The organism is Paraburkholderia sp. (assembly GCF_035501035.1).
GTDB lineage: Bacteria > Pseudomonadota > Gammaproteobacteria > Burkholderiales > Burkholderiaceae > Paraburkholderia.
This window is the reverse complement of the sequence record NZ_DATJWR010000440.1, coordinates 1-26,191: the sequence shown is the minus strand read 5'-3', so window position 1 is coordinate 26,191 and position 26,191 is coordinate 1. Positions and strand designations below refer to the sequence as shown.

Annotated in this window: 23 protein-coding genes; 7 read left to right on the top strand and 16 right to left on the bottom strand. The window is 65.6% G+C overall.

Annotation, left to right across the window (positions count from 1 at the left end; all coding sequences use genetic code 11):
- Window positions 1-94: 94 nt before the first annotated feature.
- The 7 genes from VMJ11_RS31065 to VMJ11_RS31035 all read right to left on the bottom strand — a co-directional run bounded on the left by VMJ11_RS31065 (window position 95) and on the right by VMJ11_RS31035 (window position 6,254).
- Complete coding sequence (locus tag VMJ11_RS31065) at window positions 95-709, bottom strand: DUF938 domain-containing protein (RefSeq protein WP_325624740.1); 615 nt, start codon at window positions 707-709, stop codon at window positions 95-97.
- Window positions 710-728: 19 nt separating this feature from the next.
- Window positions 729-1,346, bottom strand: a complete 618-nt coding sequence (locus VMJ11_RS31060; RefSeq protein ID WP_325624739.1) for a pyridoxamine 5'-phosphate oxidase family protein — start codon at window positions 1,344-1,346, stop codon at window positions 729-731.
- Between the two features lie 36 nt (window positions 1,347-1,382).
- Window positions 1,383-2,249, bottom strand: a complete 867-nt coding sequence (locus VMJ11_RS31055; RefSeq protein WP_325624737.1) for an NAD-dependent protein deacetylase — start codon at window positions 2,247-2,249, stop codon at window positions 1,383-1,385.
- A gap of 71 nt (window positions 2,250-2,320) precedes the next feature.
- Complete coding sequence (locus VMJ11_RS31050) at window positions 2,321-2,596, bottom strand: oxidoreductase-like domain-containing protein (RefSeq protein ID WP_414694527.1); 276 nt, start codon at window positions 2,594-2,596, stop codon at window positions 2,321-2,323.
- 109 nt (window positions 2,597-2,705) lie between these two features.
- Window positions 2,706-3,521, bottom strand: coding sequence for an SDR family oxidoreductase (locus tag VMJ11_RS31045; protein ID WP_414694526.1), 816 nt, complete (start codon window positions 3,519-3,521; stop codon window positions 2,706-2,708).
- A gap of 68 nt (window positions 3,522-3,589) precedes the next feature.
- Window positions 3,590-4,537: a transporter substrate-binding domain-containing protein gene (locus tag VMJ11_RS31040; RefSeq protein WP_325624758.1), complete on the bottom strand. Its 948-nt coding sequence runs from the start codon at window positions 4,535-4,537 to the stop codon at window positions 3,590-3,592.
- Between the two features lie 307 nt (window positions 4,538-4,844).
- Window positions 4,845-6,254 (bottom strand): DUF2252 domain-containing protein, encoded by a 1,410-nt coding sequence (locus VMJ11_RS31035; RefSeq protein WP_325624736.1) that lies wholly within the window; start codon window positions 6,252-6,254, stop codon window positions 4,845-4,847.
- A 277-nt stretch (window positions 6,255-6,531) separates the two neighbouring features.
- On the opposite strand from VMJ11_RS31035, the gene gltS reads away from it, so the two are divergent.
- From gltS to VMJ11_RS31020, 3 genes are all read left to right on the top strand, one after another.
- Window positions 6,532-7,740, top strand: a complete 1,209-nt coding sequence (gene gltS, locus VMJ11_RS31030) for a sodium/glutamate symporter (RefSeq protein WP_325624734.1) — start codon at window positions 6,532-6,534, stop codon at window positions 7,738-7,740.
- A 109-nt stretch (window positions 7,741-7,849) separates the two neighbouring features.
- Window positions 7,850-8,470 carry a LysE family translocator gene (locus VMJ11_RS31025; RefSeq protein WP_325624733.1) on the top strand — a complete coding sequence of 207 codons (621 nt, stop codon included), beginning with the start codon at window positions 7,850-7,852 and terminating at the stop codon, window positions 8,468-8,470.
- Window positions 8,471-8,674: 204 nt separating this feature from the next.
- On the top strand, window positions 8,675-9,652 hold the full coding sequence (locus VMJ11_RS31020) for a 2-dehydropantoate 2-reductase (RefSeq protein ID WP_325624732.1): 978 nt from the start codon (window positions 8,675-8,677) through the stop codon (window positions 9,650-9,652).
- A gap of 119 nt (window positions 9,653-9,771) precedes the next feature.
- Here VMJ11_RS31020 and VMJ11_RS31015 read toward each other — a convergent pair whose 3' ends face one another.
- Complete coding sequence (locus tag VMJ11_RS31015; protein ID WP_414694525.1) at window positions 9,772-10,848, bottom strand: LysR family transcriptional regulator; 1,077 nt, start codon at window positions 10,846-10,848, stop codon at window positions 9,772-9,774.
- Between the two features lie 16 nt (window positions 10,849-10,864).
- Window positions 10,865-12,208 (bottom strand): oxalate/formate MFS antiporter, encoded by a 1,344-nt coding sequence (gene oxlT, locus VMJ11_RS31010; protein WP_325624731.1) that lies wholly within the window; start codon window positions 12,206-12,208, stop codon window positions 10,865-10,867.
- 372 nt (window positions 12,209-12,580) lie between these two features.
- Between oxlT and VMJ11_RS31005 the strand changes: the two genes are divergently transcribed.
- Window positions 12,581-13,525 carry a LysR family transcriptional regulator gene (locus tag VMJ11_RS31005; protein ID WP_325624729.1) on the top strand — a complete coding sequence of 315 codons (945 nt, stop codon included), beginning with the start codon at window positions 12,581-12,583 and terminating at the stop codon, window positions 13,523-13,525.
- Window positions 13,526-13,727: 202 nt separating this feature from the next.
- Here the strand turns inward: VMJ11_RS31005 and VMJ11_RS31000 are convergent, their stop codons facing one another.
- From VMJ11_RS31000 to VMJ11_RS30980, 5 genes are all read right to left on the bottom strand, one after another.
- Entirely contained in the window at window positions 13,728-14,690 is a 963-nt protein-coding gene (locus VMJ11_RS31000; RefSeq protein ID WP_325624728.1) for a hypothetical protein, read from the bottom strand.
- A 52-nt stretch (window positions 14,691-14,742) separates the two neighbouring features.
- Window positions 14,743-15,555, bottom strand: a complete 813-nt coding sequence (locus VMJ11_RS30995) for a fumarylacetoacetate hydrolase family protein (protein ID WP_325624727.1) — start codon at window positions 15,553-15,555, stop codon at window positions 14,743-14,745.
- 30 nt (window positions 15,556-15,585) lie between these two features.
- Window positions 15,586-16,833, bottom strand: coding sequence for a formyl-CoA transferase (gene frc, locus VMJ11_RS30990; protein ID WP_325624725.1), 1,248 nt, complete (start codon window positions 16,831-16,833; stop codon window positions 15,586-15,588).
- Between the two features lie 490 nt (window positions 16,834-17,323).
- The gene (locus tag VMJ11_RS30985) at window positions 17,324-18,052 is read right to left on the bottom strand and encodes a GntR family transcriptional regulator (RefSeq protein WP_325624723.1); all 729 of its coding nucleotides are present in this window, start codon (window positions 18,050-18,052) and stop codon (window positions 17,324-17,326) included.
- Window positions 18,033-18,281, bottom strand: a complete 249-nt coding sequence (locus VMJ11_RS30980; RefSeq protein WP_325624721.1) for a hypothetical protein — start codon at window positions 18,279-18,281, stop codon at window positions 18,033-18,035. The genes VMJ11_RS30985 and VMJ11_RS30980 overlap by 20 nt, the downstream gene beginning before the upstream one ends.
- 740 nt (window positions 18,282-19,021) lie before the next feature.
- Here VMJ11_RS30980 and VMJ11_RS30975 point away from each other — a divergent pair.
- Window positions 19,022-19,345, top strand: coding sequence for a DUF2917 domain-containing protein (locus tag VMJ11_RS30975; protein ID WP_325624719.1), 324 nt, complete (start codon window positions 19,022-19,024; stop codon window positions 19,343-19,345).
- A gap of 121 nt (window positions 19,346-19,466) precedes the next feature.
- Here VMJ11_RS30975 and VMJ11_RS30970 read toward each other — a convergent pair whose 3' ends face one another.
- On the bottom strand, window positions 19,467-20,630 hold the full coding sequence (locus VMJ11_RS30970) for a porin (RefSeq protein ID WP_325624718.1): 1,164 nt from the start codon (window positions 20,628-20,630) through the stop codon (window positions 19,467-19,469).
- A gap of 604 nt (window positions 20,631-21,234) precedes the next feature.
- On the opposite strand from VMJ11_RS30970, the gene mprF reads away from it, so the two are divergent.
- Window positions 21,235-23,841, top strand: a complete 2,607-nt coding sequence (mprF, locus tag VMJ11_RS30965) for a bifunctional lysylphosphatidylglycerol flippase/synthetase MprF (RefSeq protein WP_325624716.1) — start codon at window positions 21,235-21,237, stop codon at window positions 23,839-23,841.
- Window positions 23,842-23,894: 53 nt separating this feature from the next.
- On the top strand, window positions 23,895-25,235 hold the full coding sequence (locus VMJ11_RS30960; protein WP_414694529.1) for a virulence factor family protein: 1,341 nt from the start codon (window positions 23,895-23,897) through the stop codon (window positions 25,233-25,235).
- Between the two features lie 646 nt (window positions 25,236-25,881).
- On the opposite strand, the gene VMJ11_RS30955 is transcribed toward VMJ11_RS30960, so the two are convergent.
- The coding region (locus tag VMJ11_RS30955) for an FAD-dependent oxidoreductase (protein ID WP_325624715.1) at window positions 25,882-26,191 on the bottom strand (310 nt) is incomplete at its 5' end.

Genomic DNA, 26,191 nt, shown 5'->3' with positions numbered 1-26,191 from the left:
GACGGCGCCGCATGGGGCGCCAACCGTGCAAGCATAAGGGAAACGCCAGGGCGCTGCGTGAATACGAGCACCCGGGCGCGGGTTTCTGCCCGCGCTAGCGTTTCCTGAACACCACGCTGAAATTGTTGGCCGGCATCGCGACGCGCGCCTCGCATACGAAGCCCTGCGCCTGCGCCAACGTCTCGACGGCCTCCATGTCGCGCACGCCCCAGGCCGGGTTGCGCGCGCGCAGGTCGGCGTCGAAGGCCTCGTTGCTCGGCGCCGTGTGCGCGCCGCTGCGCCGGTACGGACCGTAGAGCACGAGCACTCCCCCAGAAGCAACACGCGCGCCCGCACCTTTCATCAACGCCTGCGCCGCTTCCCAGGGCGCGATGTGGATCATGTTGATGCACACGATGGCATCCACCGCATCGATCGGCCAGGGCTCGCGGCACACGTCGAGGTCGAGCGGCTCGCGCAGGTTCGCGAGGCCCGTATGCGCGCGCCATGCCGAGATCGACGCGCGTGCGCGCGCGTCGGCGTCGCTGGGCTGCCAGGTGATGCCGGGCAACGCGGCCGCGAAGTATGCGGCGTGCTGGCCGGTGCCGCTCGCAATTTCGAGCACCGTGCCGTGCGCGGGCAGCGCGCCGCGCAGCACCTCCAGAATGGGCGCGGCGTTGCGCTCGGCGGCGGGCGCACTGAGGCGCTGGGCGGCTTGGGGGTCGTTCATCGTCTTGCGTTCATCCGGTTCAGTACAGGCTGTGCTTGATGCGTTCTGCGAGACCGGCTTCGTAAGTCTCGGCATCGAATGTCTCGCCGTATTGCTCCGCGCTCACGCGGCGCAGCATCTCGCCCGCGCTCGGCAGTTGCGAGCGCTCGACATGGCGTGACGGGTCCCACAGATTCGAACGCACGATGGCCTTCGAGCAATGGAAATACACGCTCTCCACGTCGATCACGAGCACCGAGCGCGGCGGCTTGCCGTCCACGGCGAAGCTCGCGAGCAGCGCCGCGTCGCTCGAAACGCGGGCGCGCCCGTTCACGCGCAGCGTCTCGCCCACGCCCGGCACCATGAACAGCAGGCCCACCTGCGGCGAGACGATCACGTTGTGCAGGCTGTCCACGCGATTGTTGCCGGGGCGATCGGGCAGCGCGAGCGTGCGCTCGTCGAGAATGCGCACGAAGCCGGGCGCGTCGCCGCGCGGCGAGCAGTCGAGCCCGTCCGGGCCGCCCGTGGCGAGCACGACGAACGGCGAGCACTCGATGAAGCGCCGGTAGTCCGCGTTGACGTGATCGATTTCCTTGCGCAACGAGCGTTCGTTCGGCGCACCGTAGTGCGATTCGAGGTCGGCTAGCGTGGTCAGCATGTCGTCGGTTCCGTTGGGTCGAGTTGTGTGAGGGAGTCAGGCGGCAAGCCGCGCGTCGAGCGCGTCGAGCACCGCCGCGCAAGGCGCTTCGAGCTTCAGCGCGAGCAGCGGGTCGGCGCGCGTCTTGCCCATGTTGATCGCAATCACGGGCTTGCCGCGCTGCTGCGCCCAGGCGCAAAAGCGATAGCCCGAGTACACCATCAGCGAGGAGCCGACCACGAGCACCGCGTCGGCCTCGTCGAGCGCGTTCGAGGCGGCCGCCACGCGCTCGCGCGGCACGTTCTCGCCGAAGAACACCACCGAAGGCTTGAGCAGGCCGCCGCACGCGGCGCACGCCGGCACGAAGAAAGCGTTGGCGCCGTCGAAGTCGAGATGGGCATCGCCGTCGGCGGCGGGTTCCGCGCTCGCGTCCGCAAGTCCGGGATTGCGCGCCACCAGTGCCGGCTGGATCGACGCGCGCGAATATTGCGCGCCGCAGTCGAGGCAATGCACGTGCGCGATGCTGCCGTGCAGCTCGATCACGTCGCGACTGCCCGCGCGCTGGTGCAGCCCGTCCACATTCTGCGTGACGAGCGTGCGCGCGTAGCCTGCCGCGCCGAGCCGCGCAAGCGCGCGATGCGCGCCATTGGGCAGCGCCTGGCCGACCGTGGGCCAGCCGATCATGCTGCGCGCCCAGTAGCGCCGCCGAGCATGCTCGGAGCCGAGGAACTCCTGCAGCGTGATGGGCGGCGAGCGCTTCCAGGCGCCGTTCTCGTCGCGGTAGCCCGGAATGCCCGAATCCGTGCTGATGCCCGCCCCGGTCAGCACGAACAGTCGAGGATGACGCTCGACGAATGCGCGCAGCGCGTCGAGCGCGGCGGCGTCGAGGGCGTGAGCATGAGGAGCGAGAGCGGATTCGGTCATGGCGGAGCGGGTAAAGCGGTTCGGTGTGTGGCGCTCGAGGCGGTCGAAGCGGTCAAAACACTCAGCGCGGTTCAGCGCGAGGACTTGCCACGCGGCGGCGCGGCGGCGTTCGCGAGCTCTTTCCGCGGCGCTTTCGCCGCCGCTTGCCGCGCGGTTTCGCGCGCTTCCCACGCGGCCAGTTCGGCGCGATACCGGCCCATCTCCTCGTCGTACAGGTCGAAGATGCACGGATCGCAGCCGCTATGGCAACAGGCGTCGTTATCGGGACATTCAGGCGGCTGGGGTCGCGGATCGTCGTCCGCACGCAGAGGCAACGGCATGGGCGCTAAGGCGTCGTGGCAGATCAACGGCCAGTATACGGGACAATGCGCGGGACGACGCGCGAGCCAAAGCGCGCGCGGCAGCCCATGCGCGGCCACGCGGCCACCCTCCGCCGGCCCTGCGAGATCGTTCCGCTCAGCCGCGCCCCACGAACGGCATCTTCGTCGCCATGATCGTCATGAACTGCACGTTGGCCTCGAGCGGCAGCTGCGCCATGTGCAGGAGCGCATCGGCGACGAGTTCCACATCCATGAGCGGCTCGACGGCAATCTCGCCGTTCGCCTGCGGCACGCCGCGCGCCATGCGCTCGGCCATCTCGGTCGCCGCATTGCCGATGTCGATCTGCCCGCACGCGATGTCGTAGCGCCGCCCGTCCAGCGAAACCGTTTTGGTCAGGCCCGTGATCGCATGCTTGGTCGCCGTGTAGGCAATGCTGAACGGCCGCGGCGCATGCGCCGAAATCGAGCCGTTGTTGATGATGCGGCCGCCGCGCGGCGTCTGCCGCTTCATCAGCCCGAACGCCGCGCGCGTGCACAGAAACACGCCGGTCAGGTTCGTGTCGACCACGGCACGCCAGTCGTCGACAGAAAGCTCGTCGATATCCACTGCCGGCGCATTGCGCCCCGCGTTGTTGAAGAGCAGGTCGAGCCGCCCGTAGCGCGCGCGGATCGTCTCGAAGAGCGCCTCGACGGCCGCTGCGTCCGTCACGTCGCACGGCGCCGCCAGCGCCTCTTCGCCGCGCGCGCGGGCCTCGTCGGCGAGCGCCTCGAGCGGCGCCGGCCGCCGCCCCGCCAGCACGACAGCAAAGCCATTCGCCAGCAGCCTTCGCGCGCATGCGCGCCCGATACCACTGCCAGCGCCCGTCACGAGCGCCACCTTATGCGTGGGCGCCCCCGCTTCGGGCGTCGCCGCGTCTTGCGCGGCGGCGCGTTGTTGCGTTTCAGTCATCATTGCCTCGTTCTTTTCGATTCGTCGGTTGGTCGTTGCCGCTCGACAACGCACTCCGCTCCCGATCGCTTTCAATCGAGCGGCTGATCGTTGGGATTCGCGAAAAGCGTCCTCATCTGCGCCGACATCGGGAAGTCGAGATTCACGCCGGCGGGTGGAATCGGCGTGTCGAACCAGCGCCGGTAGAGCGCAAGCGCCTCGCCCGAGCGCTCCATCTTCGCGATGGTGTCGTCGGCGATGCGCTTGAAGGCGACGTCGCCGCGCCGGAACATGCAGCCGTACACCTCCGACCTGGCCGGGCTGCCGACTATTGCGTAGTCGTGCGCGTCGCCCATGCTGCGCGCGCTTTGCGCGACCGGCGCACCCGGCGCGCCTCCGGCTTCGTAGCCGGTTGCAAGTGCGGCGTGCAGCAGCGGCTCGTCCATCACGAAAGCGACGGCGCGGCCCGAGCGCACGGCCTCGACCGAATCGGCATGAGTCTTCGCGACGACGATGCGCATGTTCATCGCGCGCTCGGCATTCCAGCGCCGCAGCAGCCGCTCTTCGGAAGTGCCCGCGGTCGTGACCACGGTGCGGCCCGCGAGATCGCCGAAATCCTTGACCGGCGAGCCGCGCTTCACGAGCATGCGCACGCCGTACTCGAAAATGCTGTTCGAGAACGCCACGTCGTTCTCGCGCTCGCGCGTGTGAGTGGTGGTGCTGCACTCCAGATCGACGGTGCCGTCCTGCACGAGCGTGATGCGGTTCTGCGGCGTGACGGTCAGTTCGCGCACGCGCAGCGCGGGAAGCTGGAGCGTCTCCTGCACGGCCGCCGCGATGCGCCGGGCGATCTCATACGAATAGCCCGTCGCGTGAGAGCCGCCTGCCATATACGAGAAAGGCACCGCCGCTTCGCGCACGCCGATGACGATCGTGCCGGTGTCGCGAATCTTGCGCAGCGTGGGGCTCTCCAGTTCGTCGGCGCGGGTCGCTGCCGCACCGCTCAACGCGCACGCGCAGGCGAGCGCGCGGCACAGCACTGCCGAAAGCGCGCGGGCGCGGCCGCCCGCGCGCGCGTGGCGGCGCAAACGCCTCGCGATGCCAATCCCCTTCAACTGTGACCCCCTTGAATTGCTCGACTACATAAATCGCGCACGCAGCAACGCTTTCCCTTCGCGCGATTGTACCGGCGGGCCGTCCATACCGGGGCTCGCCGCCTTTGCCGCACGCGCTGCGGCCGCATGGTGACGTAGACATATGAGGCGCGTGCCGCGCGGCAAAACAAAAGCGCAAGGATAGCGCGTTCGGCGCGGCGCGGTGCCCCCGCGCCTTGCATCGAACGCGTAATCAAACGCGGAAGTCGGCGGCCATGTCCTCGTCGCTGCGCGCGACGATCGCGCCGCTGCGCGCGGCCTTGACGAACGCGTCGTAATCGCGCTCCACCTGGTCGGCATAAGCGAATGCGTAAGCTGTCAACGCTTCTGCAAACTGGTCGCCGCGTCCGATATACGAGGCGATCTCGATAGACGCGCTGCCCGACTTCGCGTGCGCACGCGCGAGCGCCCACCCGCATAGCCGCGCGTAGCCGGCAAGCAACGTGCTGTCGAGCAGTTCGATATCGGCCGAGAGCTTCATGTCGCGCAACTGGCGCACGTAGAAGTAGCGGCCCGCGGGGCCCGTGGTCCAGCCGAGGAAAATGTCGCTTGCCGCCTGCAGCATGCGCTGGCCATGCACGACGCGCGCGCCTTCGTGCTTGATGGCTGAGGATTTGAAGTACTGCGAAACGACTGAGCGCCGCGCCTCCTTCACCTGCAGGAAGAGCGGCTTCTCATGATGGTCGACTAGCAGCATCACCAGGCAGCGCGTGCCCACGCTGCCCACGCCCACGACCTTGAATACGAGGTCCTGAATCGTGAAGTGTTCGAGCAGCTCGCGCCGGTCCGGCGCGAGCGTCTTCGCGTAGGCCTCGTACATCGGCTCGATCAGCGTGCGCCAGTCGCCCAGCGTGAACCAGTCGTCCTCGGGCTCGAACAGCGTGTTGGCGCCGTGCACGTGAAAGAGCGCGGGCGGCGCGTCGTGCATCGTCCAGTGGTCGCCGTCGCGCTCCGCCAGCTTTTCGAGCAGGTTTTCGTGCGTGCGGTTCGCGGCCTTTTCCATGCCGCGCCGGATCAAGCGGCGGCCTTCGGGCGTGAGCGCCGTCTCGACCATGCGCTCGAAGGTGATCTTGTCGTACCAGAGATCGAGTGCGCCATATTCCGCGTACCGGCGCATGCGGTCGCGATAGGTTGTGACGGCCGTCATCACCAGATCCTCGGCCACGCCGCGCGAATAGCGCATGTGCCGCGCCGCCACCACGAAGCTCGCCACGAGTCGCTTGACGTCCCACTCCCATGGGCCGGTCGCCGCCTCGTCGAAATCGTTGAGATCGAATACGAGCTGGCGCTCGGGGGTGGCGAAGCCGCCGAAATTCAGAAGATGCGCGTCGCCGCAGATTTCCATCGTCATGCCGGTGTTCGGCACGCGAGAAAGATCGTGCGCCTGCAGGATCGCGCTGCCGCGAAAGAACGTGAAGGGCGATACGATCATGCGCCCATAGCGCAGCTGCACGAGGTTCGGCACGCGGCCTTCGCTATTCAGGCGCAGCAGTTCGAGCGGGTCGCGCTTCAGGTTGCCGGTTTCCTTGTGGCTCGAACGCCTCGAGCGCTCGCGCGCGGCACGCCCGGCCGCCTCGCGTTCAGCAACGATGCTCCCATTCATGACCTTCTCCGGTTCTTGTACGGTCTCGCGCCATCCTGGCAATCGGGGAAATTCGTCCTGCATGACGGCGGCCTCGCTCGCCTTGGTCATCGCCCGCCTATTTAAGCGTGAGGCCCCGTTTCGTGCAAGCAGCGCCGCCCGGGGCAGCGCGTGATTGCGCACCATGCGCGCAGCGCTCCCGCGCCTGGTGTACCTTGAGCAGACACCCGTCGCAGCCGCCGGCCGCCGTTCGTGCGCCCCTCCGCTGCCCCGCGAGACCCCGGATGAGACCTCGAATATGAACATAAAAGTCTACGGAACGCTCGTCGTCGCATCGCTCGTGCTGCTGATCGGCCAGTGGCTCGTCGCGACCATACCGCTCCTGCGCAAGTTGACGATTCCGGAGCCCGTGGCGGGCGGCATCGTCGCCGCGCTGATCGTATTCGGCCTGCACAGTTTTGCGCACGTCAACGTGAGCTTCGACACCTCGCTGCAAGCGCCGCTCATGCTCTCGTTCTTCGCCACCATCGGCCTCAACGCGAATCTCGCCAACCTGAAAGCGGGCGGCCCGATGCTCTTGCGCTTTCTCGCCGTGGTGGTCGGGCTTCTCGTGCTGCAAAACGCAGTGGGGATTGGGCTCGCGCTCGCATTCGGCGTCGATCCGCTGTACGGGTTACTGGCGGGCTCGGTGTCGCTCGCGGGCGGCCACGGCACGGGCGCCGCATGGGGCGCGGTGTTCACCGAGCATCATGGGCTGCAGTCCGCCACCGAAGCCGCCATTGCCTGCGCCACCTTCGGGCTGATCGTGGGCGGCATTCTCGGCGGCCCCGTAGCGCAGCACCTCGTGAAGCGCTTCGGCTCGCGCGACGAGGCCACGGGTACGTCCGGCACCACCACGGACGATGCCTACGCATTCGAAGAACCCAAAGCCGAGCAGCCGACCACGCCGGCCGCCTTCATCAACACGCTCACGCTCATCGCCATCAGCCTGGCGCTCGGCGACGCGCTCTCCGGCCTGATCGCAGGCACCCCGTTCGAATTGCCCACGTTTGTCTGCGTGCTGTTCGTCGCCGTGCTGCTCGCCAACGCTCTTGCGCTCGTGGGACGTCCCGTGGCCGCGCACGCGGTCGCGCTGATCGGCAACGTGAGCCTCGCGCTCTTTCTCGCCATGGCGCTGATGACGCTGCGCCTGTGGGATCTCGCCGCGCTCGCGCTACCGGTTTTCACGATTCTCGGCGCACAGACGCTCTTGATGGTCCTCTACGCGATATTCGTGACGTTTCGCGCGATGGGCGCGAATTACGACGCCATCGTGCTCACGGCGGGCCACTGCGGCTTTGGTCTCGGCGCCACACCCACGGCAATCGCTAACATGCAGGCGGTCACGGCGCGCTTCGGCCATTCGCATGTTGCGTTTCTCGTGGTGCCGCTCGCGGCCGCGTTCTTCATCGATATCGCCAACGCCATCATCATCAAGCTCTTTCTCGCGCTGCCGATTTACCATTGAGCAGACGAACTGCGCGAAGGGTTGCGCAAGGCCGCGCACGCGAGGCGCGCTAAAATGGAGCGATTCGCGGCGCGGCCGCCTTGCGCGGCGCAAACCTTCGAGCGTCATCATGTCCTTCACCACCTGGCTCTTTTTTCTGCCCGCCTGCTTCGCACTGAACATGGCGCCGGGGCCGAACAACCTTTTGTCCATCAACGTGGCCGCCCGTCACGGTTTCGTGCGCGCATTCCTTGGCGGCACGGGCCGGCTGGTCTCGTTCGCCGCGATGATCGCGCTCGCGGCCACGGGCCTCGCCGTCGTGCTGCGCGCCTCCGAGGCGGTCTTCTTCGTCATCAAGCTTGCGGGCGCCGCGTACCTCGTGTGGCTCGCGGTGCAACTCTGGCGCAGCGACGCGAACCCCATGGGCATGAGCCTCGAAGGCGACGCCTCGCTCGCGCGCATTGCGTGGCGCGAGTGCCTCGTCGCGGCGGGCAACCCCAAGGCGATTCTCGTATTCACGGCATTTCTGCCGCAGTTCGTCGATCTCGCGAAGCCCATCGCGCCACAGTTCGGCCTGCTCGGCGCGAGCTTTCTCGTGCTCGAATGCGTGGCCATCGCGCTCTACTCGCTCGCTGGCATGTACCTCGGCCGCTGGCTCACGCGCGCCACGGTGCGCCGCTGGTTCAATCGCACCTGCGGCGCGTTTCTCGGCGCGATCGGCGTGAGCTTCCTCCTTGTGCGGCGCGGCTGAACGCGCCGCGTAGCGCCGTGCCGAGGCGCCCCCATCCATAAGTTTTTCGTGATGATTTTCGCGAGAAACTTTAACTGTCGTTAATCGACAGCTGCCCTTATGCTCGAACCATCGTCCGTCGTCGCGGCGAGCGGGCATTTTCCCCAACGCTCGTGAGAAACGCCGCTACGGACACGCGGTTTTCAACGTCATTGGGGTTTCAATATGAAGATCTGCATCTTTGGAGCGGGCGCGATCGGCGGCATGATGGGCGTGCAGCTCGCACGCGCGGGCGCCGACGTGAGCTTCGTTGCGCGCGGTCCGCATCTGGCCGCCATGCGCGAGAACGGCGCGCGTCTTCTGATAGATGGTGAGGAGTACGTGGCGAATGTGCGCTGCACTTCCGACCCGCGCGAGCTGGGAGTGCAAGACGTCGTGATCGTCACGCTAAAGGCGCATTCGGTGGCGGGCGTGATCGATGCGATGCAGCCGCTCCTCGGCAAGCACACGGCCATCGTCACGGGCACCAACGGCATTCCCTACTGGTACTTCTACCAGCACGGCGGCAAGTTCGCCGGCACGCGGCTCGAAAGCATCGACCCGGACGGCTCGCAATGGACGCGGCTCACGCCCGAGCGCGCGATCGGCTGCGTGCTTTATCCGGCCGCCGAAATCGAGGCCCCCGGCGTGATCCGCCACGTGTACGGCAAGAAGTTTCCGATCGGCGAGCCCTCGGGCGAGCGCACGCCGCGCATCGTCCAGTTGCATGAAATGATGCAGGCCGCCGGGTTCGATGCGCCGATACGCGAGAACATCCGCGACGAAATCTGGCTCAAGCTGTGGGGCAACCTCTGCTTCAACCCGATCAGCGCGCTCACGCACGCAACGCTCGACATCATCACGAGCGACCCCGCCACGCGCGCCGTGGCGCGCACGATGATGCTCGAGGGCAAGCGTATTGCCGAGCAGTTCGGCGTGCATTTCCGCGTGGACGTGGAGCGGCGCATCGACGGCGCCGGCGCGGTAGGCGCGCACAAGACCTCGATGCTCGTCGACCTCGAAACCGGGCGGCCGATGGAGATCGATCCGCTGCTCACTGTCGTGCAGGAGATGGGCCAACTGGTCGGCGAGCCGACACCGACCATCGACGCAGTGCTCGCGCTCGTGAAGCAGCGTGAGCGCATGGCGATGCAGCCGGCGTAAGTCATGGCGATGGGCGGAGCGACGCCGCCCTTCCTTTGGTGTACTACGGTCGCTGGATAAACAAACGGATCGCCATGGGCGATCCGTTTTGTCCTGGAGGCAAAGAAACGATACGGGCGCTATTCGATGCGCGCGGGCGAGTGTACCTGCATCGCGTGGATTGACGTAGTGTCGCGCAGCGCGACACGCATGCCTTGATCGCACGAAGCACCGATATCCGGTCCAGAGGACATGCCATCTGATGCAGAACCGTCGCTCATGAACTGCGACCACGCCGCCTGCGCGCACGGCCGCAGCGATCGATGACGACGCCGTACGAGCATCGTCGTGACGTTGACCACCGGATGCAGCACGCGTGTGACGAGCGCCCCCGCAGGCGCGGGCCAGTGACACGCGGCGTGCGCGCTATCGCCCGGGCGATGCGCGTGCCCCGCGCGCGCCTCGTCGACACAAACCGGCAACACGCCAATGCCCATGCCGAGCAGCGCCATGCGCGCCACGCCCGCCACGTGCGCGAGCTCCTGCAACGGCCGCCCCTCGGGCCGCAGGCCGTCGAGCGCACGCATGACGGCGCCCCGGCAACCCGCATCGCGATTGAGTGTGACGAGCGGCTCGCGCGCGAGGTCGTCCCAACGTAACGCGCCCTGGAGAGCAAGCGGATGATGCGTAGGCAAAAGCGCGCAAAGCGGCGTGGCCGAGAGCGGCTGCACGTCGAGGTTGCCGCTCGCGAACGGCACGCTTTCCGCAATCACGCCAAAGTCGGCCTCGCCCTGCTCGACGGCCTGCAACACAGCCGCTTGCGGCAGATCCTGCAATTGCAGCGTGAGTGAAGGAAAAGCCGCTGCGCAGCGCGCGAACGCGGCGGGCACCCAGGTCGATGAAAGCACCGGGTTGCTCGCCACGAGCACCACGCCGCTATGCGCCTGGTGCGCGTCGCGGCCCTCGCTGAGCGCGAGCTCGATCTCGTCGAGCAGGCGCCCAATGCGCCGCTCGAAGCCGCTGCCCGCGAGCGTGAGTTCGACTTGGCGCGTGGTGCGGTCGAAGAGCTTGAGTTCGATCGCTTCTTCCAGATCGCGCACACAGCGGCTCACCGCCGACTGCGTGAGCCCGAATTCGCGCGCGGCGCGCGTGAAGCTGCGCGCCCGCGCCACCGCGACGAACACCTTGAGTTGCTGGAGCGATACGTTCATCGACATGGTGGGCTCGCGCGCCTCATTCGCCGCTCGGGTTGGACCAATGCTGCAGGCCCGCGCCCGTACTGGCGGCCAGCGTAGCCGAGTTCTCGCTGCTCTCCTCCGCGCTCTGTTCGATCAGGCGCTGGCGCATCGGCGCGAGGATGAACTTGGCGCTGATGCCCGCCGCGATCGTGATGACCGCCGCCGCGACGAACACGGCGCTCCAGCCGCCCGTGGCCGAGAGCACGGAGGCCACCGGCACGAGCAGCGCTGCGGTGCCCTTCGCCGTGTACAGCGTGCCGGCATTGGACGCGGCGTACTTGCTGCCGAAGGTGTCCGCGCAGATCGCCGGGAAGATCGAGAAGATCTCCCCCCAGAACAGGAAGATGAGCGCAGCGAAAACCATGAACGCGTATGGGTTGGAGCCGAACTGCATCATGCCGAGCAGCGCGAGCCCTTCGCCGACGAAAATCAGGAACATCGTGTTTTCACGTCCGATCTTGTCGGAGATGAAACCGCACAGCGGGCGCGTGAAGCCGTTGCAGATGTTGTCGATCGCTAGTGTGAGCGTGAGGAGCGGCAGCGTGGCGCCGAACACCGTCATCGGGATGCGCGCGATACCCCAGTCCTTCGCGATCGGTCCGATCTGCGCCGTCGCCATCAGTCCGCCTGCGGCCACCGCGACGAACGCGGCGTAGATCACCCAGAACACCGGCTGCTTGACCATCTGCCCTGGCGTGTAGTCGACGCGCGAGACCATACGGCGTGCAGCCATCGCAACGGGGCGCGGCGAGGGCTTCACGAGCAGGAAGGCGAGCGCCAGAATCGACACGCCCTGGAGGATGCCGAAGAAGAAGAACGTGTGCTCGTAGCCCGAGCGCGTGATCATGTTCGCAATCGGAATCACGGTCACGGCGGCGCCGGCGCCAAAGCCCGCGGCCGTGAGGCCCGCAGCGAGACCGCGGCGGTCCGGGAACCACTTGAGCGCATTGCCCACGCAGGTGCCGTACACGCCGCCCGCGCCAATGCCCGCGATCACCGACGAGGCATAAAGCATCGGCAGCGTCGTGGCGTACGAGTTGAGCACCCATGAGAGGCCCGCGCAAACCGCACCGACCGCCACGACCGGACGTGGACCGAACTTGTCGACGAGCCAGCCTTCCACCGGCACGAGCCAGGTCTCAGTCAGAATGAAAATCGAGAACGCCAGCTGAATCGACGCTTCGCCCCATTGATGCCGCGCGTTCATCGGTGCGACGAACAGCGTCCACGCGTATTGCAGATTGGCGACGAGCGCCATGCACAGCATGCCCACTACCAGTTGACACCAGCGGTTCGTCCAGAACGGACCGCTCTCGCTCCTCTGACTGATTGCACTCATCTCGCTTGTCTCCGCTATCCATTCATCGCGGCCCGCTTGATTGCCGGCCTGCATAAATTTCTGCTTATGGTTCGAATCCCATGCTGCACTGCAGTCTTCTTTTTTATTCGCCTAGCAAATGAAAAATTCGAATGGAAATTCGCCAATTCTCATTCGGCCGATCATTACGGCATTCCCCGAAAGCCCTGCAAAATAAGGGTTTTTTTGCACATTTCCCGCTTTGAAGTCGTACCTCCAGGCGTTAACCCGAGCCCATCGCCCGCATCACCGCATGGCATTCGGACTCCTTTCAACTCATGCTAGGGTGATTGCTGAATTACTCACAATTAAAGTTTGTTATTATGTGGATTCACGTTCCTTTATGGATCGGCCATGACGATGCGAAACGCCACGCTGCGCCAGCTCAAGGTCTTCGAGACCGTGGCGCGCCACCTCAGTTTTTCGCGTGCCGCGGAGGAACTGCATCTCACCCAGCCGGCCGTTTCCACGCAGGTCCGACAGCTCGAAGACCACGCGGGTCTGCCGCTCTTCGAACAGCTTGGCAAGAAGATCTATCTCACGCCCGCGGGCACGGAGATGCTTCACTACAGCCGCGCGATCATGCAGCAGTTCCACGAAGTCGACGAGGCGATGAGCCAGTTGAAGGGCGTCTCGGGTGGCAAGCTCAACGTCTCGGTAATCAGCGCGGGCGATTACTTCTTTCCGCGTCTTCTGGCCGAATTCACGCGCCGTTACAAGGGCGTTTCGCTCAATCTCGCCGTGCACAACCGGGAGCAGCTGCTCCAGCAGCTCGCCACCAACCAGACTGACCTCGCCGTCATGGTGCGTCCCCCGCACGCGACGGACGCCATCAACGAGCCATTCGCCCCGCACCCTTACGTGATCGTCGCGGCGCCCTCACATCCCCTCGCGCACAAGCGCGGCATCAAGCTCAGCACGCTCGCCAACGAGGCGTTCATCGTGCGCGAACGCGGCTCGGACACATGGAATTCGATGGAAGAAGGATTCGCGGGCAAGATCACGAACCTCAAGATCGCCATGGAGATCCGCAGCACCGAAACGATCAAGCAGGCCGTGATCGCGGGCATGGGTATCGCCTTTCTCTCGGCGCACACCATCAGCCTCGAATTGCAGGTCGGTCATCTCACGGTGCTCGATGTCGAAGGCTTCCCGGTCATGCTCAACTGGTACGTCGTACACCGGAAGAACAAGCGCCTGCCGCCCGTCGCGCTTGCGTTCAAGCGCTTCCTCATGGAAGAAGGCGCACAGCTCATCGAGAACATCACGCGCGTCTCGGAAGCGAGCTTGCATAAGTAAGGTTTTATGATTACTCGCCCAACCTTCAGGCGTGACTAATCATTCGTGCGATTACACGAAAAGCGCGACGTTTGGCTTGCGCCCGCCGCTGCCTCCATTGAACGTCGTGCGAAGGCGCGTTTCGTCGTTTGCCCCTTCCCGCAGAGTGTCTCGTGGCGCTCCACTGGTGGCGCCAGCGCGCGCACGTCTCGGTAACGACGCGTCAGTGCGGGCCTTGCCGCTGGCGTAGCGCGCCGTGCCGGCTACGCCGCCGGCGCGGCAAATCCTGCGATGCATGATGGCCCGCGCGCCCAGCGCCGCCATGCGATGTGTCGCTCGCGGCAAGCCACGCGGGCTCGAACGCGCCGCCGCCGCAGGCTGCGACCAACAGTTCGTCCGGTACGCCCGCGAAGCTCGCATTGAATATCACGCTGAAGGGCTCACCGGACGAAGTCGTCTCGACGCCCAAACGCGCGTGACGCGGCCTGCTTGCGCCCGTCATGAGCCGCACGCCGAGCGCGGCGTGCAACAAGCTCGCCGCGACCAGCACGGAGACCCCGAACTCAGGCGAAGCGCGCGCGCTCACGAACCCATAGCCAAGCCCAACCCCGAGCAACAGCGCCATGACGTGGATCGCGCGGTCGCCGCGGCCGAAGGGCACGCGCCGCCGCGCCGCGCCTCGTGCAAGTGCGCCACCGCCGAGCAGACTCAACGCGCTGCCGATCAGCAGCGCGCCGGTCGTCGCCGCCACGAACAGCGCGACACGCTCGCCCGGCGCACGGCCAGGTTGCAGCACGAAGCCAGCGATGCCGCCGCCCACCGCGGCCGCGCCCAGCACGCCGCCCGTCAGCGCCGCGGTGCGCACGCGCCGCGTGAGATCGCGCCGCCCTGCGTAGCACAAGCCAGCCAGCACGCCGGCTTCGACGGCCACCGTCGCATCGATTGCATGCGCCCAACCCGCGGCCGCCACGCCGGGCGGCACAGTCAGTAGCAGTGCGAATGAAATGACGAAGCCAAGCCGGCGCTTGTGCACCGCATCAGAACACCGCACGCAGCGCGGCGCGGCGCGCGAACGGCGCGCTCGCACCGGTGCGAGCGCCGCCAATTGTGCAAATGCACAGCCGAGCCATGCGAACAGCACACCGGCGCCCAGCCACGCCACGTCGCCAGCCAGTTGCTCCGGCATCTCTCCTCCTCGCGCGCGTTATGCATACCGTGCGCGTCTTTAGTTCACGCCATCAGGCCGCGCCTTCTGCAGTGGCGAGCGGCTCGGTTTCGCCGCATGCGACTGCCAGCGTGTTGCTCAATGTGCCGATTCCTTCGATCGTGACGTCGACGGTTGCGCCATCAACGATCGAGCCTACGCCGAGCGACGTACCGCACGCAATCACGTCGCCTGGCTCGAGCGTCAGGTCTTGCGAAATGAGGCTCACCTGCTGCGCCGGCGAGAACACCATGTCGTCGAGCGGATAGTTCTGCCGCTCGACCCCATCAAGCCGCGTGACGACGCGCGCACGCTGCCAATCGAACCCGGAGACGATTGCCGGGCCCAGACAACAGAACGTATCGAAACCTTTGGCGCGGCACCATTGCGGGAAGTGCGGATTCTCGGTGATGAGGCCCGCGGCGGTGACGTCGTTGACGACCGTATAGCCGAAGATCGCAGCCTCGGCTGCTTCGACGCTCACGTTGCGGCAACGCTTGCCGATCACGATGCCCAGCTCGCCTTCGAAGACGATTTTTCCCGCATAGTGGGCAGGACGCCGAATTGATTCGGACGAACCGATCACCGAAGCGGCCGGCTTGATGAGAAAAAGCGGATGCGAGGGCACCGGCTTTTCCAGCTTCGCAGCAAGCGCGTGAAAATTGTTCCACAGCGCAACCACCTTGCCTGGCGCACAGGGCGCGAGCGGCGTGAGCGCGCGCAGCGACAGTACGGCCCCCGTGGGCACCGGCTGATCGAGCCCTTCGTATTCGTGCAGGTAGCCGTTCTCGACGCGACCGAACACGATGCTGCCGTCGTTCGCCATCAGACGCATCCACGTTTCCATGCTTCACTCCTTTCGTTTCAGACGGCGGTTTCAGACGGCGCCAGCGGCATGTAGCGCGTGGATCTCGTTGTCCGTGTACCCGAATTCGGCGAGCACTTCGTCGGTATGCTCGCCAAGCAGCGGCGAGCGTGTGACTTCGGTCGGGCTGTCCGAGAGCTTGATCGGGTTGCCCACCGTGAGGTACTTGCCGCGCACCGGGTGATCCACTTCGACGATCGTGCCGCTCGCGCGCAGCGACTCGTCCGTGGCGATCTCCTTCATCGAGAGAATCGGACCGCACGGAATGTCGTAACGGTTGAGCACGGCCATCGCATCGAACTTCGTGCGGTGCATGGTCCAGTGCTCGATCTCGTCGAAAATCGACTTCAGGCGCGGCAGGCGCGCGTTGGGCGTCGCGTAGTCGGGATCGTCGATCCACTCCTCGCGCCCGATCAGCTTGCAGATGCGGTCCCACACGGGCGCCTGCGCGATGAAGTAGATATAGGCGTTCGGATCGGTCTCCCAGCCCTTGCACTTGAGGATCCAGCCCGGCTGGCCCCCGCCCGACGCGTTGCCGGCGCGCGGCACGGCCTCGCCGAAGCGCTCGTTCGGGTATTGCGGATACTCCTTCATGACGCCGGTGCGCTCGAGCCGCTGCTGGTCGCGCAGCTTCACGCGGCAGAGGTTGAGCACGCCATCCTGCATGGCCGCGAGCACCTTCTGCCCGCGCCCCGTGTGCGTGCGTTGATAGAGCGCTGTGACGATGCCGAGCGCGAGATGCAGGCCCGTGCCGCTGTCGCCGATCTGCGCACCGGAGACGACCGGCGGCCCGTCGTCGAACCCTGTCGTGGAAGCCGCGCCGCCCACGCACTGCGCCACGTTCTCGTAGACCTTGCACTCCTCGTAGGGACCGGGGCCGAAGCCCTTGACCGAGGCGACGATCATGCGCGGGTTCAGCGCCTGGATGCGCTCCCAGCTGAAGCCCATGCGCTCGAGCGCGCCCGGCGCGAAGTTCTCGACGAGCACGTCGCAGTCGCGAATGAGCCGCTCCAGCACGCGCTTGCCTTGCGGGTTCTTCGTGTCGAGCGTGAGCGAACGCTTGTTGCCGTTGAGCATCGTGAAGTAGAGGCTGTCCGCGTCCGGCAAATCGCGCAGCTGCTCGCGCGTGATGTCGCCGCCGCCTGTGCGCTCCACCTTGATGACGTCCGCGCCGAACCAGGCGAGTAGTTGTGTGCAGGTGGGTCCCGACTGCACGTGCGTGAAATCGAGGATGCGCACGCCGTTCAATGCCTTGCCCATGTCATGTCTCCTTGTCTAGTCGTGGCCGGGCGAGTTTTCGAAAATCGGTGGGGTTGCGTGGGCAGAAGCGTTTCGCGCAACGGCGCGCCATCTGCGTCCTTGAGCAATACGGTATGTGATATATCAATGTAGAGCAAGAGGGGATTTGCCCATCGGGAAGGTCTTTGAAATCCAGGAGAAGTCTTATCTGACGTGGCTTTTCGCCGATTTCGACAACTTTGACGCAATGCACACAAGGGAAAACCCCGAACGCGCGCCGGGTCTGATATGCCAGATTCCGTGTAAAGGATGGCGAGAAAGCGGCGACGCTGTGCCGGGTTTTGGCGGTCTGATTCGTCAGGGATGCCAGGGGTTGATGCGCATAAAGTCGGCCGCCGAGCCGCGACGGTTAAGGCGGTAAACGCAAGACGGGAGACCCGGAGGTCTCCCGTCTGCCCCGAACCAACGCGGGCGCTACGCGATAGCGCAGCGAAACTTCACCTTACCCGTATCAATCGAGGAAATCGCAATTCTTCTCGACGTAGGCGGCGAGATCGAGCGAATGCTGGCGCACGAGCTTTTCGGCCAGTTCGGTGTCGCGCTTTTCGAGCGCTTCGATGATGCGCAGATGATCGACGATCGAGCGCGAAGCCCGGTCGCTCTGCGAAATCGTCATGCGGCGAATGGCACGCACATGCACGAAGATGTTCTTGATCGTGTCGAGGATGATCTGCGACTTCGACAGCTCGACAATGGCCTGGTGAAACGCAATGTTGGCATCCGAATACTCGGCGATGTGCTCGGCAGGCGTGCTGTCGCGGAAGTCGTCGAACATGTGGCGCAGACGCGCGATTTCCTCGTCGGTGGCGTGGATCGTCGCGAGGCGCGCGGCCATGCTTTCGAGCGCCGCCCACATCTGGATCATCTCGACGATCTCGCGCTTGCTCTTGCGCACGATATAGATGCCGCGGCGCGGCACCATGCGCAGGAAGCCTTCCTGTTCGAGCAGCGTCATGGCCTCGCGCACCGGCGTGCGGCTCACGCCGAGCGTTTCGCTCAGCACGCGTTCGTCAAGCCGGATTTCCTCGCGCGATTGGTAGATGTCGGCGTCGGCAATGGCCTGGCGCAGCATTGCGTAAGCCTGATCGCGCAGGCTCAGCGTCGCGTTGATGGGCTGCAGCGCCAGCTTGAGCGGCGCCGCATCCCGGGTTGCTACAACTTCAGTTTGTTCTGACGACATTGATTGCCTCTTTTCCGACCTGCGGACGAATTCGCGAGCCGAGTTGTGCACCGAGTTTTGCACGACGGGCCGGCCTCACGCGCGGCGCCTCGCCCAGACCGACAAACCGGCCGTGCTGCGCAGCCCGCTCGATAGCGGCCTGCGGCAGCCACCTGGCGATCAAGACCGTAGCGGCAGCGCCCAGACCCACAACCGCCGCCCCGAAAAGTGCGAGAGAAACGAAATCCATTTGAAGCTCCGCATGATTGAGTCATTGAATGACTCAATCATATGCTGCATCGCGACAAAAATCAATATTCTGTATGTGATATATCAAATCCAGTCGTATCGGCACAACACTTCATGCTCCGCTGCTCTGTCAGGGCGCCGCCCTTCCGCCTTGCGGGCGCAGTCGACCGGATTTGCCTGGAAAACAGTCAATGCTAGTTAGAAACGGGGGGCGCCGGCAAGGGGCTAGGGCATCGAAAGGGCACGATCGCGTCACGCAAGGCACTGGCGAGTCTTGCGTACAACACAAACTCCGTCGGCGAAGTGCTTTGACCCGTTTCCGCTTGACAGCCCACGCGCACGCCCCGCACACTCGACAACATGCACACCTCCACCACCCTCCCCGTCATCGCAATCACGATGAACCATACGTGGAAAACCCGATCGGGCAACCCACGGGGATGGTGTGCGTACTAGCAGTCTGTCGTCACGCAAATCACGAGCCCCGCCGGTATCGACGGGGCTTTTTGTTTTTCTGGGTGGCAGCGCCCCGTCCGTCGGCTCTAAAAACTGGAGAAAACGATGGATGACGCTTCACGGCCAGCTTCATGGCCGGCTTCACAGCCGGCTTCACAGCCCGCTTCACAGCCCGCTTCACAGCCCGTTGCAGAGGCTACCTCGCAACCCTCTTCCCCCCCGGCCGCCCCGCTCGCCCATACCGCGCCCGCCCATTGCGACGATGCCAACCATTTCGGCGATCCGTTGCCCGCGCAATCGGTCCATTTCGCCGTGCCGCCCAAGCGCACGCTCACCTGGCGTGTCCATGCGTCAGCGACCCTGCATATCCATGCGGCGCCGGTGTGGGTCACGCGCGCCCGCTCGCCTTATGATCACTGGCTGCGACCGGGCGAAACGCTCCGGCTAGAACGCGGCGAGCGCATCTGGCTCAGCACCGAGGCCGACATGCCGGCGCAGGTGACGGTCACGAGCGCGTGGCGTCCGCCGTTTGCGGGCGCACGGCGCGGCATTGAGCGCGTCGCGGCCTGGCTCGCCCTGCTCACGCTACGGCGATCGCGCGACGCATGAGGTTTGTGCTCGTGTTTGACGTCGCGCCGTAAACAATCAACCAATAAACGCCGGCCAAACGTCAAACGCCGGATGCGCCGTCCAACTGGCGCATCCGGCGTCGCAAAAAGCCGGTTCTGGATCAGAACTTGTGCCGCAGCCCGAAGTTCACGATCGTCTGGTTCGACGTGCCCGCGTAACCGTACGAGCCGATCGAGGCCTCGGCGGGCATCGCGCCGCCCGAGCCGTCGCCGGTCTCGCCGCTTGCGTGCTGCCAGGCCGCCGTCATGTAGAGGTCGGTGCGCTTCGAGAGGCTGTAGTCCGCGCCGAGCGAGACCTGGTGGTAGTTCGCCGACGTATCGCCATTCGCGTGCGTATAGCTGTAGCCCACGCCGAGCAGCAGCGCCGAGCTCAGCTGGTAGTTCATGAAGCCCTGGCCGGTGTTGTATTTCTGGGTATCGCGGAACACCGAGCTACCGTCGGGCGAGTACCGCGCGTTGCTGTAGCCGAGGCCAAGCGTGAACTGGCCGAGCTGGTACTGCGCCGCCGCGCGCGCAATCGTCAGCGAGTGCGCCGTGGCATAGCCGGAGTTGACCGGGCCGTCGAACGTGCCGTCCGAAGTGCTCGACCAGCCGTCGGTACGGATGGCGTTCGTGGCCTGACTGTTCGCCGCGTAGAAGTAGCCGCCTGCGAGCGCAAGTGGCCCGCTCGTGTAGTTGACCGCCGCCGAGTACGACTGCTCGGCGCCCGTCGAGCCCGCAATGCCGCCAAAGGAGTACATGGTCGCGACCTGAAGGCCGTTCCACACCGGCGTCGTGTACTTGACGGCGTTGTTCACGCGAAAGCTGTTGTCGTAGTTGTCGACGTCGCCAGCCGTCGCGAACGCGGAGCCGAAGTAGTTGTCTTCCGTGATGCCTTGCACGAGGTCGATGAGCGGGTCGTACTGCCGACCCAACGTGAGCGAGCCGTACTGCTCGGCCGTCAGCCCCACGTATGCCTGCCGGCCGAACAGCCTGCCGCCCTGCGCGAGCGAGCCTGTCGACGGGTTGAAGCCGCTCTCCAACTGAAAGATCGCCTTGAGGCCGCCGCCAAGGTCTTCGGCGCCTTTCAAACCCCAGCGCGAACCGGAGAGATTGCCGTAGCTGCTGTTGCCGAGCGTCCAGAGATTTTTGTTGTCGTCAGCGTGGTTGACGAAGGTAACGGAGGTGTCGATGGTGCCGTACAGCGTCACGCTGGTCTGCGCCTGAGCCATGCCGGCTACCCCGAGCGCAGCGAGCGAAAAGGAAGTCAAGGCGAGTCTTTTCACGTCATTCTCCTGGCGCAGTAAATCAACTCTTGACCGAAGCAGACTAACTCGCCCATCGGGGCTTGTAAAAGGATTAAATCACGTGTGTCGATTTAGTAACAGCGACTTCTGAAACCGGTGTGTGCGAGCGCCAACCATGGCCCGCCGCGGTGATGCAATGCGCTGTGCATCGGCTGAAAACACCCGTCACACAAGGCTTGCAGCGAGACACTGTTTAAAGATTTCATTCAAAAGCATCCATTACTCATAACTTAACGATTGCCTTTCCTTTCAACGCTGCCCTCGAAACGGCTTTCGCAAACATTAATCGCCACACGAGGATTCCCCCGCTTGACTTGCGAATGGCGGCGCGCGTTTTCCCCGACCTCATCTGCCACTATTTACAGATTCTTCCTCTGTGGCGTCAACCGGTGGCGAGTCCTATGCGTTTGCTGAGTTTTACCAGTCCTTTACCAAACTATTACGTTTTGACTCAATGTCCCGGTTCCCCGCGCGAGCAGCGCGCAGCCGGCCTCAAAAGAACGTAGCAAATACACGCGATGTCGCCGCCGGGGAAGCTGTAACAGTCGAAACGGCGACAGCGCAGAGAGTCACCTGCCGATCCATGTCTCAATCGCATTCTTCGCGCGCGGCGCGTGCCTTCACGGCGCTGCGCCGCCGCGCCGGTGCCCTGCGCCTGCAGCGCTTCGTCGCGCCGGTGTTCGCACTCGGCATTTGCGCGCTGCTGCTGGTCGTGTTCCAGCATCTCTCGCGTACGGTCGACTACCGTTCGGTGATCCGCCAGCTCTGGACTCTCACGCCGGCGCAATGGTCCGGCGCGCTCGCCGCCACGGTCGTGAGCTTCGTCGCGCTGGTCGGGCGCGACGCGGTGGGCCTGCGCTATCTCGGCGCGCGCGTCTCGCGCGGCGCGCTCTGGGCGGGCGCGATCGCGGGCTCGGCGCTCGGCAATGTCACCGGCTTCGGCGCGCTCACGGGCGGCGCCGTGCGCTGCCGCGTGTTTGGCAGCGCCGGCGTCACCGCCGCGCAAGTCGGCCGCATGACCGTGTTCACGAGCGTCTCGCTCGCCCTCGCGCTCGTGCTCATGACCGCGATCGGCATGGTGGGCGCCGCCGCCACGCTCTCCGGCCTGCTGCATCTGCCGCCCGACGCGTTGCGCGTCATTGGCGGCGCGCTGCTCGGCTGCGGCGCGGTGCTCGTGGCCTTGTGCCCCGCCGGCACGCGTGAGATCGAGCCGTTCGGGCGCGCCTGGCTGCGCTTTTCGGTGCCCGCGCAGCGCGACCTCGTCGCGCAGCTGCTGCTCGCCGCGCTCGACGTCGTGGGCGCGGGGCTCGCGCTCTGGTCGGTGATGCCGCATGCGCAGATCGGTTTCGCCGATTTCCTCACCGTCTATTGCGCCGCCATGTTGCTCGGCCTGATCGGCCACACGCCCGGCGGCATCGGCGTGTTCGAAGCCGCCATGGTCTACACGCTCGGCCCGAGCGTGCCCACTCCCACGGTGCTGGCCGCGCTGGTTGCCTATCGCGCGATCTACTTCGGCGCGCCGCTCGCGCTCGCGGCGGCGGTCCTCGCCGGCTTCGAGGGCCGCGCGCTCAAGACGCCGCTCAGCGCACAACTCGCCAAGCGCAGCGCCGACGTTTCGCAGCTCGCCCCGCTCTTTCTCGCGATCGTCACGTTCGTGACCGGCAGCATGCTCGTGATCTCGGGCGCCACGCCCGCGTTCACGAAGCGCATCGCGCTACTGCAAACCTTCCTGCCGCTCTGGGTGCTCGAAAGCTCGCAACTGATGGGCAGCCTCTTCGGCGTGCTGCTCCTCTTCGTCGCGCGCGGCCTGCTGCGGCGCCTGGACGCCGCGTGGTGGCTCGCGCTCGTGATCGCCGTGGCCAACCTCGCGCTCTCGCTCGCCAAAGGCCTCGCGTTCGTCGAGGCAGGCGTGCTGTGCGTGCTGATCGTGCTGCTCGTCGCCACGCGCGAGCGCTTTAACCGGCACTCGTCACTGTTCGCCGAGCGCTTCACGCCGGCCTGGCTCGCCTCGGTCGGCTGCGTGATCGCGCTCGCCGTGTGGGTGCTGCTGTTTGCGTTCCGCGACGTGCAGTATTCGCAGCATCTGTGGTGGCAATTCGCTTTTCATAGCCGCGCCCCACGCGCGCTGCGCGCGACGCTCGGCGCGGGCGTGTTCGCCGCCGCGCTTGCGTCGTGGCAGTTGCTGCGCCCCGCCGCGGGCCGCTTCGTGATGCCCGCGAGCGAAGACCTCGAACAGGCCGCGCGCATCGTGCGCGCGCAGGAGCGCAGCGACGCCGGCCTCGCGCTGATGGGCGACAAGAGCTTCCTGTTCTCCGCCTCGCGCAGCGCCTTCCTCATGTACGCGAAGCGCGGCCGCACGTGGGCCGCGCTGCACGATCCGGTCGGCCCGCGCGAAGAGTGGCCGGCGCTGATCCGCGAATTCGTCACGCTCGCGCACGCGCACGGCGGCCGCGCCGCGTTCTACCAGGTGCGCGCGGATGCGCTGCCGCTCTATCTCGACGCCGGCCTCACGTTGATGAAGCTCGGCGAGGAAGCACGCGTAATGCTTCAGGAGTTCGAATTGAAGGGACCGCAGCGCGCCCACCTGCGCTACGCGCTCAAGCGCGGCGAACGCGACGGCTTTTCCGTCGAGCATATCGGGCCGGCGCAAATGGGCGAGAGCCTGCCGGTGCTGCGCGCCATCTCCGACGCCTGGCTCGAAGACCGCGAAGCGCGCGAAAAGAGCTTCTCGGTGGCAGCCTTCGACGACGACTATCTGGCCGCCCAGTCGGTGCTGCTCGTGCGCCAGAACGGCGAGCCGCTCGCCTTCGTCACCTTCATGACGACCGATCTGAACACCGACGCGACGGTTGGCGTCATGCGCCATCTGCCGGGCGCCTCGCCTTATGCGATGGAGTATCTGTTCACGCAACTCGCGCTCCATCTGAAGGCCGCCGGCTACCACTCGCTCTCGCTCGGCATGGCGCCGCTCTCGGGCATGGGGCCGTCGCCGCTCGCTTCGTCGTGGCACCGGCTCGCGGGCTTCATCTGGCGCTTCGGCGGCCGCTTCTACAACTTCAGAGGGCTGCGCGGCTTCAAGAACAAGTTCGCGCCGCATTGGGAACCGCGCTATCTGGCCGCCTCGGGCTCGATCAGCGTGTTCATCACCCTCGCCGATCTATCGTTGCTGGCAGGAGGCTGGCGCTCATGACATTACGCACTTTCAGGCTGCCGCGCATTGCAGGCACGGCAGCGGGCGCCGCCATGCTCGCCGTTTTGGTCCCCGGCTTGCTCGCCTGCGGCGCGGCACGTGCCAACGCGGCTTCAATGCCCGCTTCCGCTGCCACGACGAATGTCTCGGGAGGCCGCTATGGCGACGTCGCGGTCACGAAGCCCAACGGCGCGATGCGAGGCTTCGCCGTGCTGTTCTCGGCGGACAAGCACTGGAGCGCCGCCGACCAGACACGCGCCGATGCACTGGCGCAACGTGGCGCGCTCGTCGTGGGCGTGGAGACGGAGCGCTACGCGGCGAACCTCGCCGCCGTCAAGAACGAGAGCTGCCACAAGCTCTACAGCGACGCCGAAGCGCTGAGTCACCAGCTCGAACGCCAGCAGGAGTCGAGCCAGTATTTCGCGCCGATCGCCATCGGCAGCGGCGAAGGGGCGCTCATCGCGCAGCGCATGCTTTCGCAGGCGCCAGCGAACACGATGGCGGGCGCCGTCTCGCTCGATCCGGCGGCGACGCTCGACGCGCGCTTCGCGCCATGCCCCGCCGACCCCACGCTCTCGCGCGGCAAAGGCCTGCCCGGCTTTCTCGAGCAAGGCGTGACGATGGATGCGCGTGCAACGAATGCCGTTGGCGCAAGCGGCGCCGCTGCGCGCACCTTCGCTGCGAACACGGCCGATGCCGGGAAGATCGTCGCGCTCGCGGCGCCGCATCTGCGCGTGCAGACGGAAAGCGAGGAGGACGTGTCGGACCTGCCGCTCGTCGAACTGCCCGCGGCGCACCCCACCGACATGCTCGCCGTGGTGATCTCGGGCGACGGTGGCTGGCGCGACCTCGACAAGACGATTGCGGAAGCCCTGCAAAAGCAGGGTATTTCGGTGATCGGCTGGGATGCGCTGCGCTACTTCTGGAGCGAGAAGACGCCTGCGGAAACGAGCCACGATCTCGCGCGCGTGCTGAAGACCTATGGTTCGCGCTGGCATGCGCAGCACATCGCGCTCGTGGGCTATTCATTCGGCGCGGACGTCATGCCGTTTGCCTATAACCGCTTGCCCGACGCGCTGCGTGCAAAGGTGACGTACATGTCGCTGCTGGGCTTCGCGCCGGACGCCGATTTCCAGATTCGCGTGACGGGGTGGCTCGGCATGCCCGCGAGCGAAAAGGCGCTGCAGGTGCGCCCGGAACTCGCGAAGGTCCCGCCGTCGATCGTGCAGTGCGTGTACGGCGCGGACGAGAAAGACACGCTGTGCCCGGCGCTCGTGAATACCGGGATCGATGTCGTGAAGACGAATGGCAGTCACCACTTTGACGGCGACTACGGCGCGCTGGCCGGGAAGATCATCGAGGGATGGAAGAAGGAGATTGCGGCGCGGGGGTAGTGGCTTTTTGCGGGTTGCTTGACGCGGGAGCGTGTGGTGGGGGGCTTGTTGTTGCTTTGGCCTTTCCTTGTTGTTGCTTTGGCCTTTCCTTGTTTTCGCGTCGGTCTGCCTGGGTTGCCCCTGTGCGGGGCGGCACCTACTTTTCTTTGCAGCGGCAAAGAAAAGTAGGCAAAAGAAAGCCGCTCACACCGCCAATGCTTCGCTTTGCACCACTCGCCCATTATCGGAGTGGTGCCGGGGCGTCTGTCCCCACGCACCCTTCACGTTAGTGACAAAGGGCTCATTCATCCCACTGCGCGCTACGCGCGTCGCGGTCGGGTATGCAAGCGAAACCAACTTGCTGTTTCATTTCTCGAGGAACGACGAGCCGACCGCTGGTGTTTGGTTATGCCCCACGGGGCGCGAAGCGCCGCCGGAAGGAAGAGCGCCTTGTCACTTCGTTTGAAGGCGAGTGATGACAGACGCTCCGGCACCAATCCGAGAGTGGTTAAGTGATGCCAGGCGTAACACTGGCGGTGTGAGCGGCTTTCTTTTGCCTACTTTTCTTTGCCGCTGCAAAGAAAAGTAGGTGCCGCCCCGCACAGGGGCAACGCATGCACACCGACGCGAAAACAAGAAAAAGGCCAACCGCCCTAAACCCCTTCGCTCAGGCCACCACAGGCCCCGCCTTCGCATCCTCTTCCTGTTCCGCCGAAGAGCGGATCAGATATTCGAACGCGCCGAGCGATGCCTTCGCGCCTTCGCCCACGGCAATCACGATCTGCTTGAACGGCACGGTCGTCACGTCGCCCGCGGCGAACACGCCCGGCACCGAGGTCTGGCCCTTCGCGTCCACTTCGATCTCGCCGTGCTTCGAAAGCGCCACCGTGCCCTTGAGGAACTCGGTGTTGGGCACGAGGCCGATCTGCACGAACACGCCATCGAGTTCGACATGATGTTTATCGCCCGTCGTGCGT